The organism is Nocardia transvalensis NBRC 15921 (genome assembly GCF_000308875.1).
In the GTDB taxonomy this organism is placed as follows: Bacteria; Actinomycetota; Actinomycetes; order Mycobacteriales; family Mycobacteriaceae; genus Nocardia; species Nocardia transvalensis.
Genome location: NZ_BAGL01000052.1, coordinates 117855 through 129985 on the forward strand (window position 1 = coordinate 117855; position 12131 = coordinate 129985).

The following is a 12131-nucleotide window of genomic DNA, read 5'->3' on the forward strand; positions in this document are numbered from 1 at the left end:
CCGCGACTGAGCATCGGCGTCTCGTGTGGTCTCCGGTGAGGCGGTGACCTGCGCTGCCGGAATTGCACTGTGGCCGAGGCGGTTTCCGTGTCGGATTACCACTGCGGCGAGTACCGCGGTGGTACGCGCGGTGGGCGGCGGTCGGGAACAGAGGCTTCGCATGCGTCCACGGTCCACCCCTTCCTTCCGAAATGGAGTTCCCATGCCGACATTCACGCCCGTGCGCCTGACCGGTCTCGCCGCTGCCGCGCTCGTCGTACCCGGACTACTGACCGCCTGTTCGTCACGTGACGGCGGTGCGCCTGCGGCACAGGCCGATTCGATCACCGTCACCGATCAGTGGATCAAGGCCGCCGATCAGGGCATGTCGGCCGCCTTCGCCGAGATCGCCAACGGCTCCGATCGCGAGGTCCGCATCGTCGACGCGGCCAGTCCCGCGTCCGCGCGGATGGAGATTCACGAGACCGTCGACGCCAACGGGTCGAAGACCATGCGGCCCAAGGCCGGTGGCCTCGTCGTCCCGGCGCACGGCAGCGCCGCGCTCGTGCCGGGCGCCGACCATCTGATGTTCATGGATCTGACGAGTCCCCTGCGCACCGGCGCCGAGGTGCCGGTGACGCTGAAATTCGCCGACGGATCCACCACCACCCTCACGGCCCAGGTGCGCGACTTTCCCGGCAACAAGGAGAACTACACGCCCGCCGACGGCGCGACCCCGGCGGGTCACGGTGGCTGATCGGCGAGTGTCGCGGCGGCGCCTGCTCGGCGGGGGCGCCGCCGCGGCCGGGGTCGCGGGAGCCGCCGGAATCGGCTGGGGCGCAAGCAGAGTCGCGCGCCCCGCGGACGGCGGCGATCCCGCGGCGGACGTGGAACCGTTCTACGGCCGCCACCAGGCCGGGATCGCGACGACCCCGCAGCTGCACGCGTCGTTCGTCGCCCTCGACCTGAAACCGGGCACCGACCGCGACGACGTCATCGGACTGCTGAAGATCTGGACCGGCGACGCGGCGCGGCTCACCCGGGGCGCGCCCGCGCTCGCCGACACCGAACCGGAACTCGCGGAACGCCCGGCCCGGCTCACCGTCACGATCGGATTCGGGACGCGCGTCGTCGGCCTCGCCGGGTCCGGCGCCGCCCCGCCGTGGCTGCGCCCGCTGCCGGACTTCCCGATCGACCGGCTCGATCCCGCCTACTGCGCGGGTGATCTGCTCCTGCAGGTCTGCGCGGACGAGGCGACGACGGTGGCCCACGCGGTGCGGGCGCTGTGCAAGAGCGTCACGTCGCTGGTGTCGGTGCGGTGGGTGCAGCGCGGATTCCGCAATGCCGCCAAAGGACGGACGATGCGCAACCTGATGGGCCAGGTCGACGGGACCGTGAATATCGATCCGGCCGACTTCGATCGGCTGGTGTGGGACGACGGCGGCGCGCGGCCGTGGCTGGCCGGTGGCACCTCCCTGGTGTTGCGCCGGATCGCGATGAATCTGGACACCTGGGACGAACTCGACGCCGACGGCCGGGAACTCACGGTCGGGCGCCGGGTGGCCACCGGCGCGCCCCTGACCGGGACCCGCGAATTCGACGACCCCGATTTCGCGGCCGTCGACCGGTTCGGCATCCCGGTCATCCCGGCGTCGTCGCATATCGCCCGCGCGCACCACACCACCGAGACCGAGCGATTCCTGCGGCGGGGCTACAACTACGACGACGCACCGCCGCCCGGCGCCACCTCGAATTCGGGACTGCTGTTCGCCGCCTACCAGCGCGACGTCGACGCCCAGTACCTGCCGGTACAGCGGCGGCTCGCGGAATTCGACGCGCTCAACACCTGGACGACGCCCATCGGCTCCGCGGTGTTCGCCGTCCCGCCCGGAGTGCCGGCACCGGGCGGGTACGTCGGGCAGCCTCTGTTCGAGGGGTGAGGTCCGGATCGCCGCAACCCTGTCATCTGCGGTTACTACGCGCGTAGTATTGAACCATGGGTTTCGAGTGGCCTGATTGGGCGCTTGCTCACCTGATCGGCATCGAGACCGCCGAGGTTCGGCAGATCCTCGCGAGCACGCGGCGGTGGCCGCGGCAGGCCGGCGACGGGTCGGTCGCGGTACTCACCCTGTGGGGCCGCACCGACGCCGGTCGGCCGCTCATCGTCGCCGTCCGCCGTCAGGACAGCTGGACATGGCTGATAATCGGCGCCCGCGAGATGCGCGGCGACGAGGTGAGGGTGTTCGAACAGTGGGAACAGGAGAACCTGCGATGAGCGACAAGGATTTACCGTCCAGCCCGCAGGAGGTCACGGCGTTTCTGGACCGGCTGACCTTCGACGGCACGGCACCGGCGGACCAGGTGCCCCCGCCGCTGCGTCCGGACGAGGACATCATGATCACCAGTTCGATCCGGCTGCCGCTGCGCCTGCACGCCAGGCTCAAGGAATTGGCGAGCGAGCGCGGCATCGGATTGTCCACACTGGTGCGGGAGTGGTTGGAAGCGTCGATCGCCGAACTCGACGACGACCAGCTGATCTCCCGCGCCGAGGCACGCATGGCCCTGGCCCGCCTACACCCGGCGCGGCAGGCGGGCTGAGCCGCGCTCAGCGGGCCGGCACGGGGGGTGACGATGTCGACGGAGACGAGACAGGAGTGTCGCAGTGAGTGTGGATCAGGCGAAACAGGCCGTGCGCCAGGACATGTGGTCGCTACTGAAGTACGAGCGCGCGGTGCCGGTCGGCGCACCCTGCAACATTCCCGATTTCGACGGCGCCGCGGCCGCCGCCGACCGCCTGGCCGGGCTGCCGGCCTGGACGTCCGCGCGCGTCGTCACCACCGTGCCCGATACCGCCCAGCTGCCCGTGCGCCTGCGGGCGCTGACGGCGGGCAAGCTGATCTACATGGCCGTTCCCCGGCTGGCCGAACCGAAGCCGTTCTACCTGCTCGACCCCGACCGATTACCGGTACCGCCGGCCGAGGCCGCCCGCAAGGACACCGCCGCGCGCGTCGCCCGCAATGTCGAGGTCGACGAGATGCTGCCGGTCGATCTGGTGGTGCTCGGCAGCGTCGCGGTGAACCGCCGGGGAGTGCGGCTGGGCAAGGGCGCGGGCTACTCCGATATCGAGATCGCCCTGCTGCACGAGGTCGGCCTGATCGACGACCACACCACCATCGCCACCACCGTCCACGAACTCCAGGTCCTCGACCACGACCTGCCGGAGGCCGACCACGACTGCCGCGTCGACCTGGTCGTCACCCCCGACTCGGTGATCCACTGCGACGAACCTCGCCGCCCGCCGGGCCTGCGCTGGGATTCGCTCACCGCGGAGAAGATCGCCGCCATCCCGGCCCTAGCCGCCCGCTACGCGCTGCGCTGAGTGCAGTCCCCGGTCCGGCTCAGCCCGGCCGGGCCGAGGTGCGGAAGCGGGACCTGTAGGCGGAGGGTGTGATGCCCAGGTGGCGGAGGAAGGCTCGGCGTAGGGATTCGTCGCTGCCCAGGCCCGAGCGGCGTGCCGCGGCGGTGACGGACTCGCCGGATTCGAGCATGGCCTGTGCCGCCTCGAGGCGGGCGGATTCCACGAAAGCCGCTGGGGTCGTGGCTAATTCGTCGCGGAACAGGCGGGTGAGGTGCCGCACGCTCACGGCGGCGCGGGCGGCCATCGCGGGCAGGGAATGGTCGCCCGCGGGGTCGGCGAGGACGGAGTCCAGCACCGCGCGCAGGTCGGCCCGGCGCGGGCGCAGGGTGCGCGAGGCGACGGAGAACTGGGACTGCCCGCCCGGTCGCTGGAGGAAGACCACGAGGTCCCGGGCGACCTCGCGGGCCACCGGCGCGCCCTCGTCCTCCTCGACGAGCGCCAGCGCGAGGTCCAGCCCCGCGCTCACCCCGGCCGAGGTCATGACGGTGCCGTCGCGCACGTAGATGGCGTCCGGTTCGACGGCGACGGACGGATAGGCGCGGGCCAGGCGTCCGGCGTGCCGCCAGTGCGTGGTCGCGCGCCGCCCGTTCAGCACTCCGGCCTGGGCGAGCGCGAACGCGCCCGTGCACACCGACGCCACCCGCCGCGACGTCCCCGACAATCGCGTGATCGTCGCCAGCAGTTCGGCGGGCACAGGGCCGAAGGGCAGCGTGGGCGCGCCGGGGACGAGCAGCGTGTGGGGATGCGCGAGATCGCCGAACGCGGACTCCACCATCAGGCGGGTGCCGGAGGCCGTGGTCACCGGCGCGCCCGTCGGCGAGCACAGCACGACGTCGTAATGGGCGCCCAGGGTGTTGGCGGTGCTGAACACCTCCAGCACCGCGGTGGCGTCCAGCAACCGCACGCCCTCGAACGCCAGCACGGCGACCTGCCTCTTCACGCCGCCACCCTAGCAACCGGCCATGTCCGAATGTGTGGATTGTCTGTCCGGATAGACACGGCCGCGGGATACTCGGCAGGACGATGCTCGGTCGTATGGATGGACATGAAATACCCGTGAGCCGACCGCCGCTACCGCCGTTCACCGACGAGGCCGACGCCCGCGCCAAGGTCCAGCTGGCCGAGGACGCCTGGAATACGCGCGATCCCCGCCGTGTCGCGCTGGCCTATACGCCGGATTCGGTGTGGCGCAACCGCGACGAGTTCGTCACCGGCCGGGACGAGATCGTCGCCTTCCTCACCCGCAAATGGGAACGCGAACTCGACTACGCCCTGCGCAAGGAGCTGTGGGGGTTCCGCGGGCACCGCATGGCGGTGCGCTTCCAGTACGAGTGGCACGACGCCGCCGGCCGCTGGTGGCGCAGTTACGGCAACGAGCTGTGGGAGTTCGACGACGCCGGGCTCATGCGCCGCCGCGAGGCCGGTATCAACGACACCCCGATCACCGAGGCCAACCGCCGTATTTTCGGTCCTCGCGCACCGGGAGACACCGGCCCGCTGCCGCTGCGCTAGAGCGGATCGGCCGCGCGGGAGGCGGTCGTTTCCGCGGGAGTCACCGGCCAGGCGGGACCCGACCGTCGGCGCACCCGCGTCACCGTGAATCGCGACGGCCGGCGCGGGGCGCGGGCGGGCCCGTCGGCATCGGGAACCATGCCGGCGGCCCGGTACGCCTCGGGGTGGGTGGCCACCGCGTGCGCCGCCGTCGTGGCCGCGGCCACCGCCCACGCGCGCAGCGGATCGCGCACCGGCGACCGCGCCGCCACCGCGCGGATCAACATCTCGCGGGAGCCTTCCAGATGCCGCACCCAGGTCACCAGCCGCAGCCGCGCCGCCTCCCGGACCAGCGGCTGCCGCCCCGGATCGTCGGCGAGCGCGCCGGCGAGCCGCAGCGACGCCTGTTCGCTCAGCTCCACCAGTCCGGGATCCATGGGACCGGGCGGCAGCCACGCCGACGCCCGCGCCGCCAGCCGCACGGGCCACGGCGGGCGATAGGGCACCACGCCCGTCGCCGCGGTCAGCCGCACGAACAACGCCGAATTCCGGTGCGACGCGGCCAGTGCCAGCACCGGGCCGCGCCCGCCCGCCTCGCGCATACCCAGCAGCGACAGCACCGACTGCGCGCACATCCCCGCCGTCAGCAGCCCGACCAGTTCGCGGCGGCCGAGGTCACGGCGCTGGATCGGATCCAGCCGCCACCACAGCCAGCTGCCGTAGAGCGAGATCCGGTGCCGCGGGAAACGATCGAGTTCCGCGGCGGGGGGCGAGAATCCGGCTCGGCGCACCGAGGCGCGCATCATCGCCGAGGCGGGGAGATGGAAGTGGTCTCCGCTGGACATCGTTGTCCCTCACGAGCTTTCGCCGATTCGCCGCGCACCGTCAGGCAACCGGTACCTGCGGCCCGAGTACAGAAACGAGTGTGAGCGTCGTCTCATCCCCTGTCAACGCGTGACGCCGATCACGTCCACAGCACGGCGACGAGGACGTTCAGGATCGCCAGCCCGCCCGCGGCGTGCGACATCCACTCGACGGTCTTGCCGCGCTTGGCATCCGCGTGCGCCACCTCCGCGAGACCGGCCACCGCGACCGCCACGACCAGCTTCACGACGACCTTGGCCATCACGAGGTGCTTGTCCAGCGAATCGATCCCGTCGGCCATGCCGACCAGCACCAGACCGGTGATGATCTGCGCCCGCGCGCCCCAGACCATCACCTCGTTCACTTTGGGCTGCCCGGAGGCGTATCCGCCGATGACGGCGGCCAGGCCCAGAATGTGCGTGACGACCACCAGGTTGTAGACGAATGTCATGACTACACACAGTAGTTGATCAACGGTCCGTCAACGACATTATGTAGTAGAAATATCCGCCGCTCATTCGGACGGGGCGGCGATATTCACCATCCAGCCGATCCCGAACCTGTCGGAGCACATCCCGAACTCGTCGCCCCACATCTGCTTCTCCAGCGGCACCGCGACGGTCCCGCCCTCGCTCAGCCGGTCCCACCAGCCGCGCAGGAGCGCCGCGTCGTCACCGCTGAGACTCACCGCGATACTGCTGCCCGGCGCGTACTCCATGCCGGGCGGGGTGTCGGCGGCCATCAGGGTGAAGCCGTCCGGGGTCTCGAGCATGCCGTGCATGATCAGGTGCGCGCCCGGCGCCTGCTCGTCGCCGAACTCGCCGAAGGTCGACAGCGTCAGAGTGCCGCCGAACACCTCCCGATAGAACTCCAGTGCCGCACGTGCGGTATCCGCGAAGCTGATGTAGGGATTGAGTCGAGCCGCCATGGGAACCCTCCTGAGGGGTCTTGTCGCAGTCGCCATTCGGAGGCTAGTCCGGCGGGCGCGGCGATGCGGCGGATATCGCCGCGATTCGGCGTTTCGGCGGTGTATAGCTCGGGTAGTCCTCTCCAAGTGGCTCTCTCAAGTCCATGCCGTGCTCTCCAGCGCGGGGGCGAAGTGGGTCGGGTTGTCGTGGGTCGCTTGGTGGATGGCTAGGAGAAGAGGGTGGCGGTTGTACTTGTGCTGCGCGCACGCGGACTAGGTGATCTCCTCACCGCGGTCCCGGCTCTCCGCGCGCTGCGCCGGGCCAGGCCACACGATCACATCGCGCTCGCCGCGCCGCATCGGCTGAAACCGATCGTGGATCTGATCGCATCGGTCGACGAGATGGTTCCGACCGCGGACCCCGAGAGCCTCCGTTACGACGGTGAGCCTCCGGCGCTCGCGGTCAACCTGCACGGCGCCGGGACCGAGGGCATCGTGGAGCTGGCCAAGACCGATCCGGCCCGCATCCTCACCTATCGCAATCCCGCCTTTCCCGAGCTCCGCGGGCCGGACTGGCAGCAGGACATGCACGATGTAGACCGCTGGTGCCACCTGCTGGAGTCCGACGGCATCGCCGCCGACCGCCGCAATCTCGGGCTGGTCCCGCCGGTGGCCACCACCAGTCACCGCGACTGCGTGGTCGTGCACATCGGGGCCGGGTCACCGGCGCGCCGCTGGCCGCCGGAACGGTTCGCCGCCGTCGTGCGGCATCTGCTCGTGCAGGGGCGCGAGGTGGTGCTGACCGGCGACGAGTTCGAGCGCGAGATCGCCCTCAATATCGCCGCGCGCGCGGGACTGCCGCACCTGCACGTCCTCGCCGGGCAGCAGAACCTCATCGAGCTGTCCGCCACCGTCGCCGAATCGGCGCTGGTGGTATCCGGCGATACCGGCGTCGCCCATCTGGCCACCGCCTTCGGCACCCGCACCGTCCTGCTGTTCGGTCCCACGGCCCCCAGCCACAGCGGCCCGCCGCCCCACCTCCTCGGCCGCCACGTGGTGCTGTGGGCCGGCCGCACCGGCGACCACCACGCCGACACCCCCGACCCCGGCCTCCTCGAGATCAGCGTCGCCGAGGTCGTCGACGCCATCGATAAACAACTCCGCTAGCGCCCCTGGCCCGGCACCAGCGTCGACCGCCGCCGCCCGGCCTACCGCCGCGTGGGCTGACCCGCTACTTCCGCGCCTCGGACAGGGCCGCCGAATAGGAGGCGAGGGCGCTCGGCCAGAACTGTTCCAGGTAGTCGCGGGCGTCGGCCAAGCCGCGGGGGTCCAGGGAGTAGAGGCGGTGGTTGCCCGCGGGGCGGACCATCACCAGGCGGGCCTCGCGGAGAACTCGGAGGTGCTGGGAGACCGCGGAACTGCTCACGCCGACGGTGGCGGCCAGGTCGCCGACCGATCGCGGCGCCTGCGGCAGGGCCTCGAAAATCGCTCTGCGGGTCGGGTCCGCGAGAGCGGTCAACGCCTTGACTCCGTTAGTCGCCACTGAAATAGAGTGCCGGTTCTGCGGCGTGCCGGTCAAGACGCGGCAGCGTGCGATCGAACCCGGTCGAAGGCATTTTCCCTGCGTGTAGCCCCCTGGACGACACGGTACGGCGGCCGCGTCGCGGCGCTGTGATGGTCACAACACGATTACGGAACCGCCCGGATCCTGTCGTAGGTTCCCAGCCATGCCCGTGACCGTTTCGTTACCTTCGCGGCGGGCCCGCCGGACCGCCCAGGCCGTCGCGATCACCGCCGTCGTCGGCGCCTCGCTCGGCGCGCTGTCCGCCGCCGACCGCCACGGCGAGAGTCCTGCTCCCGGCCTCGCCGCTCTCCAGCAGACTCTGCCGCCCGCTCCCCCGGCCCCCGTCGCGGCCGACGCCCCGCACGTGCTCACCGCCCACGAGGAGCCGCACCTCGACTGGCCGCTGGCCAAGACGGCGCAGGAGATCCGCCCGCAGTCGGTGCGGCCGGTGGCGGGCGCGCTGAGCTCCCTGTTCGGGGTGCGCTGGGGCGCGCAGCACGCGGGTATCGACTTCGCCGACGCGCTCGGGAGCCCGATCGCCGCGGTCACCGACGGCGTGGTCCTCGAGGCCGGGCCCGCCTCCGGATTCGGCATGTGGGTGCGGGTGCGGCAGGACGACGGCACGGTCGGGGTCTACGGCCACGTCAACGACATCCTCGTCGGCGCCGGACAGCACGTGCGCGCCGGCGACACCATCGCCACGGTCGGCAACCGCGGCTTCTCCACCGGGCCGCACCTGCACTACGAGGTGTGGACCCAGGACAACGGCGACAAGATCGATCCCATCCCGTGGCTCGTCGCCCGCGGCATCGATGTGGGCGCGCTGCACGACTGACGCCCCGCGGAACCCGTTGACGCCGTAGGTGGTTGGCGGCGGATTCTCATACCCGGGTATCGGGTGCGGACAGCACCGGCGGGTGACGTGCGCGCGTGGTCGCCGCTCTTAGCGTCGGCCTATGACCACGACTGCTGTCGTATCCGCGTCCCTCCGGCGGTGGCATCGGCCACTGCTCGTCACCACCGCGCTCATGGGCGGGCTGGTCCTGTTCTCGCTGGCCGCCATGCTCGTCGATCACCGGCAGCTGATGGGAGAATCGGTGTGGCTCAAGCCGTTCAAGTTCGGGCTGGCGTTCACGCTGTACTCCGGGACGCTGGCCTGGCTGCTGTCGCTGCCGCACCGGGGGTCGCGGGCCACCTGGTGGCTGGGGACACTGTTCGCGGTGACCGGGTTCGTGGATGTCGGCTTCATCGTCCTGCAGGCCGCGCGCGGCACGTTCAGCCACTTCAACGCCGACCACGCCGACCGCGTGAACGATATCGGGCAGATGGTCTTCGCCTCGGGCGTGCCGGGGCTGTTCGTGGCGAATCTGGCCATCGCGGTGATCCTTTCGTGGCAGCGGATCCTGGACCGGCCGGCCTCGCGCGCCGTCCACGCGGGGCTGGCGCTGGCCGTCGCGGGGATGGCGCTCGGCTACCTGATGGGTTTCACCGGCGAGCAGACCGCGCTCGACGCCGAGGGCCGTACGGTGCCGCTGGCGGCCGGGCACACCGTCACCGAGACCGCGCAGCCCGGCCGCGACGCGGGCGCCACCATGCCGATCACGCATTGGAGCACCGTCGGCGGCGACCTCCGCGTCCCGCATTTCGCCGGGCTGCACGGCATCCAGGTCCTGCTCGCCGCGGCCCTCGCCCTGGCCTGGCTGGCCCGCCGTCATCCGTGGCTGACCGAGCGAGTCCGGGCGCGCCTCGTCGGGGTCTGGGCGGTCGGATACGCGGGATTGCTCGCCTTGCTGCTGCGGCAGGCGCTCCGCGCTCAGCCGTTGCTCCGCCCGGATACGGAAACGGCCGTCACGGCAGTGATCCTGGCCGCGCTCACGCTCACCGCCACGGCCGCGATCGTCGCCCGGGCGCGCCACACGGGCCCCACAGCCGTCACCGCCCCGCGCCGGGAACCAGTGCGGCGCGTGGTGCCGGCACATCTTCGGTGACGGCACGCGGAAGATGCCGCCCGTTCTCAGCGCAGGCGCTCGGCATCCTTGGTGAGGGCTACGAGGGTGGCGGTGAGTTCGGCCAGTTCGCTCGCGTCGGCGCCCTCGGCGACGGCGGTGGCGACATCCTCGGCGGCGCAGCGCGCGGCGAACCAGCGGTCGGCCAGATCGGTGGCCTCCTGGGCGCTCAGTACGACGGAATCCTCCGGAATGCCGGTGCCCTCCAGGCCCTTCCGATGCTCGTAGGCCCGCTGGCGGCAGGACTGCCGGCAGTAGCGGCGCCGCCGCCCCACCTCCGATTCGGCGATCTCGCGCCCGCACCACAGACAGGACACACGGCGTTCGGAGGTACTACGACCTGACCTGGGCGTACACAGCACGCGGACACCTTAGCCCCGACCGGCCCGAACACAAACGACCCCGCCGCGAGAAAACGCCGCATGTCCGAACCGACCGCCCCGTCCGCCACCTCGGCGGCAATCGGGGTGGGGCCTACCGCCCTACCAAGGGGCCCAGGCGGCAAGTAGGGGCGAGACCTACCGCCCATCCAGGACCCTGGCGGCGGGCGACGGTGAGACCTACCGCCCTCACCCAGGACCCTGGCGGCAGGCGGCTGCGAGACCTACTAGAATGTCAGGGTTGACCGTTGCCGGGAACTGAAGTAAGCCGCGGCGCGTTCATACTCGTGTAGGACGTTGCCGACAGGCTAGAGAGGACCGCACACCATGGCAGATCGCGTACTCCGAGGCAGCCGGCTCGGAGCGGTGAGCTACGAGACCGACCGCGACCACGACCTGGCGCCGCGTCGGGTGGCGCGGTACCGGACGGACAACGGCGAGGAATTCGACGTTCCCTTCGCCGACGATGCCGAGATCCCGCCGACGTGGCTGTGCCGCAACGGCCAGGAGGGCATCCTGATCGAGGGCACCACCCAGGAGCCCAAGAAGACCAAGCCCCCGCGCACCCACTGGGACATGCTGCTGGAGCGCCGGTCCAAGGACGAGCTCGAAGAGCTCCTCCAGGAGCGCCTGGACCTGCTCAAGACCCGCCGCGGCCGGTAGAGATACGACGAAAGGCCCCCTCTGCAAAGAGGGGGCCTTTTCTTGCCCTCGTCAGTGGCTGGCGACCTTGCGGTACTGGAGGAGCGCCAGCGGGACGGCGACGGCCAGGATGGCCAGGGAGCAGAGGACGGAGTAGCCGACGCAGTGGTCGGCGGGCCAGCCGTGCGGCGGGATGAAGGTCGGCGGCGCGCCGTTGTCGAACAGCCTGCGCCCGGCCGCCGAGACCGCGGTGATCGGATTCCACGCGGCGATGGCGCGCAGCGGGCCCGGCAGCGTCTCGCTCGAGATGAACGCCGAGGAGATGAAGGTGACCGGGAACAGCCAGATCAGGCCCGCGCTCTGCGCCACCTCCACGCTCGGCGACAGCAGCCCGGTCAGCGCGCCCACCCACGACATCGCGAACGCGAACAGCAGGATCACCCCGAAACCCAGTGCGGCGTCGGCGATTCCGCTGTGAATGCGCCAGCCGACCACGTACCCGCAGCCCACCATCACCGCGAGGGCCAGCACGTTCACCATCAGATCCGACAGGGTGCGGCCCATCAGCACCGCCAGCCGCGACATCGGCAGCGTCCGCATCCGGTCGATGATCCCCTTCTGCAGGTCGTTGGCCAGGCCGACCGTCGTGAACGCCGCGTTGAACGCGACGGTCTGGGTGAAGATGCCCGCCAGCAGGAACTCCCGGTACTGACCGCCGCCCAGCGACGCGCCGAAGATGTAGGCGAACAGGAAGACGAACATCAGCGGCTGGATGGTCGCGGTCACCAGCAGCGTCGGGACCCGCAGGATGGTCAGCAGATTGCGGTAGGCGACGATGGCGCTGTCGCGGAACACCCGCACCGGCGCGGCGATATCGGCG

The 12131-nt window shown here is 71.0% G+C and carries 17 protein-coding genes; 10 read left to right on the forward strand and 7 right to left on the reverse strand.

Going from position 1 to position 12131, the window contains the following annotated elements; translation table 11 throughout:
- Positions 1-202 precede the first annotated feature (202 nt).
- The 5 genes from ON41_RS15835 to ON41_RS15855 all read left to right on the forward strand — a co-directional run bounded on the left by ON41_RS15835 (position 203) and on the right by ON41_RS15855 (position 3358).
- Positions 203-736, forward strand: coding sequence for a copper chaperone PCu(A)C (locus ON41_RS15835; protein ID WP_051161600.1), 534 nt, complete (start codon positions 203-205; stop codon positions 734-736).
- Positions 729-1919, forward strand: coding sequence for a Dyp-type peroxidase (locus tag ON41_RS15840; protein ID WP_040748374.1), 1191 nt, complete (start codon positions 729-731; stop codon positions 1917-1919). The genes ON41_RS15835 and ON41_RS15840 overlap by 8 nt, the downstream gene beginning before the upstream one ends.
- Positions 1920-1975: 56 nt before the next feature.
- Positions 1976-2254: a hypothetical protein gene (locus ON41_RS15845; RefSeq protein ID WP_040748375.1), complete on the forward strand. Its 279-nt coding sequence runs from the start codon at positions 1976-1978 to the stop codon at positions 2252-2254.
- Positions 2251-2577 (forward strand): YlcI/YnfO family protein, encoded by a 327-nt coding sequence (locus tag ON41_RS15850; RefSeq protein ID WP_051161601.1) that lies wholly within the window; start codon positions 2251-2253, stop codon positions 2575-2577. Before ON41_RS15845 ends, ON41_RS15850 begins: the two co-directional genes overlap by 4 nt.
- A gap of 64 nt (positions 2578-2641) precedes the next feature.
- Positions 2642-3358, forward strand: a complete 717-nt coding sequence (locus tag ON41_RS15855) for a 5-formyltetrahydrofolate cyclo-ligase (protein ID WP_040748376.1) — start codon at positions 2642-2644, stop codon at positions 3356-3358.
- A 19-nt stretch (positions 3359-3377) separates the two neighbouring features.
- Here the strand turns inward: ON41_RS15855 and ON41_RS15860 are convergent, their stop codons facing one another.
- Complete coding sequence (locus ON41_RS15860) at positions 3378-4337, reverse strand: GlxA family transcriptional regulator (protein ID WP_040748377.1); 960 nt, start codon at positions 4335-4337, stop codon at positions 3378-3380.
- 116 nt (positions 4338-4453) lie between these two features.
- On the opposite strand from ON41_RS15860, the gene ON41_RS15865 reads away from it, so the two are divergent.
- Positions 4454-4909: a nuclear transport factor 2 family protein gene (locus ON41_RS15865; protein WP_040748378.1), complete on the forward strand. Its 456-nt coding sequence runs from the start codon at positions 4454-4456 to the stop codon at positions 4907-4909.
- Here ON41_RS15865 and ON41_RS39050 read toward each other — a convergent pair.
- From ON41_RS39050 to ON41_RS15880, 3 genes are all read right to left on the reverse strand, one after another.
- The gene (locus ON41_RS39050; protein ID WP_051161603.1) at positions 4906-5733 is read right to left on the reverse strand and encodes a diiron oxygenase; all 828 of its coding nucleotides are present in this window, start codon (positions 5731-5733) and stop codon (positions 4906-4908) included. The genes ON41_RS15865 and ON41_RS39050 overlap by 4 nt on opposite strands.
- Before the next feature lie 119 nt (positions 5734-5852).
- Positions 5853-6203 carry a hypothetical protein gene (locus ON41_RS15875; protein ID WP_040748379.1) on the reverse strand — a complete coding sequence of 117 codons (351 nt, stop codon included), beginning with the start codon at positions 6201-6203 and terminating at the stop codon, positions 5853-5855.
- 63 nt (positions 6204-6266) lie between these two features.
- Positions 6267-6680: a VOC family protein gene (locus ON41_RS15880; protein WP_040748380.1), complete on the reverse strand. Its 414-nt coding sequence runs from the start codon at positions 6678-6680 to the stop codon at positions 6267-6269.
- 219 nt (positions 6681-6899) lie between these two features.
- Here ON41_RS15880 and ON41_RS15885 point away from each other — a divergent pair, with 219 nt between their 5' ends.
- A complete protein-coding gene (locus ON41_RS15885) occupies positions 6900-7826 on the forward strand; it encodes a glycosyltransferase family 9 protein (RefSeq protein WP_040748381.1) in 927 nt (308 codons plus the stop codon).
- Positions 7827-7890: 64 nt separating this feature from the next.
- On the opposite strand, the gene ON41_RS15890 is transcribed toward ON41_RS15885, so the two are convergent.
- Positions 7891-8202 carry an ArsR/SmtB family transcription factor gene (locus ON41_RS15890; protein WP_040748382.1) on the reverse strand — a complete coding sequence of 104 codons (312 nt, stop codon included), beginning with the start codon at positions 8200-8202 and terminating at the stop codon, positions 7891-7893.
- Between the two features lie 184 nt (positions 8203-8386).
- On the opposite strand from ON41_RS15890, the gene ON41_RS15895 reads away from it, so the two are divergent.
- Positions 8387-9058 carry a M23 family metallopeptidase gene (locus ON41_RS15895; protein WP_040748383.1) on the forward strand — a complete coding sequence of 224 codons (672 nt, stop codon included), beginning with the start codon at positions 8387-8389 and terminating at the stop codon, positions 9056-9058.
- A gap of 121 nt (positions 9059-9179) precedes the next feature.
- Complete coding sequence (locus ON41_RS15900; RefSeq protein ID WP_174411327.1) at positions 9180-10211, forward strand: hypothetical protein; 1032 nt, start codon at positions 9180-9182, stop codon at positions 10209-10211.
- 26 nt (positions 10212-10237) lie between these two features.
- Here the strand turns inward: ON41_RS15900 and ON41_RS15905 are convergent, their stop codons facing one another.
- Positions 10238-10546, reverse strand: a complete 309-nt coding sequence (locus tag ON41_RS15905) for a hypothetical protein (RefSeq protein ID WP_174411328.1) — start codon at positions 10544-10546, stop codon at positions 10238-10240.
- 390 nt (positions 10547-10936) lie between these two features.
- On the opposite strand from ON41_RS15905, the gene ON41_RS15910 reads away from it, so the two are divergent.
- Positions 10937-11272 carry an RNA polymerase-binding protein RbpA gene (locus ON41_RS15910; RefSeq protein WP_040748384.1) on the forward strand — a complete coding sequence of 112 codons (336 nt, stop codon included), beginning with the start codon at positions 10937-10939 and terminating at the stop codon, positions 11270-11272.
- 51 nt (positions 11273-11323) lie between these two features.
- On the opposite strand, the gene ON41_RS15915 is transcribed toward ON41_RS15910, so the two are convergent.
- A complete protein-coding gene (locus tag ON41_RS15915) occupies positions 11324-12106 on the reverse strand; it encodes an ABC transporter permease (protein WP_040748499.1) in 783 nt (260 codons plus the stop codon).
- Positions 12107-12131 lie beyond the last annotated feature (25 nt).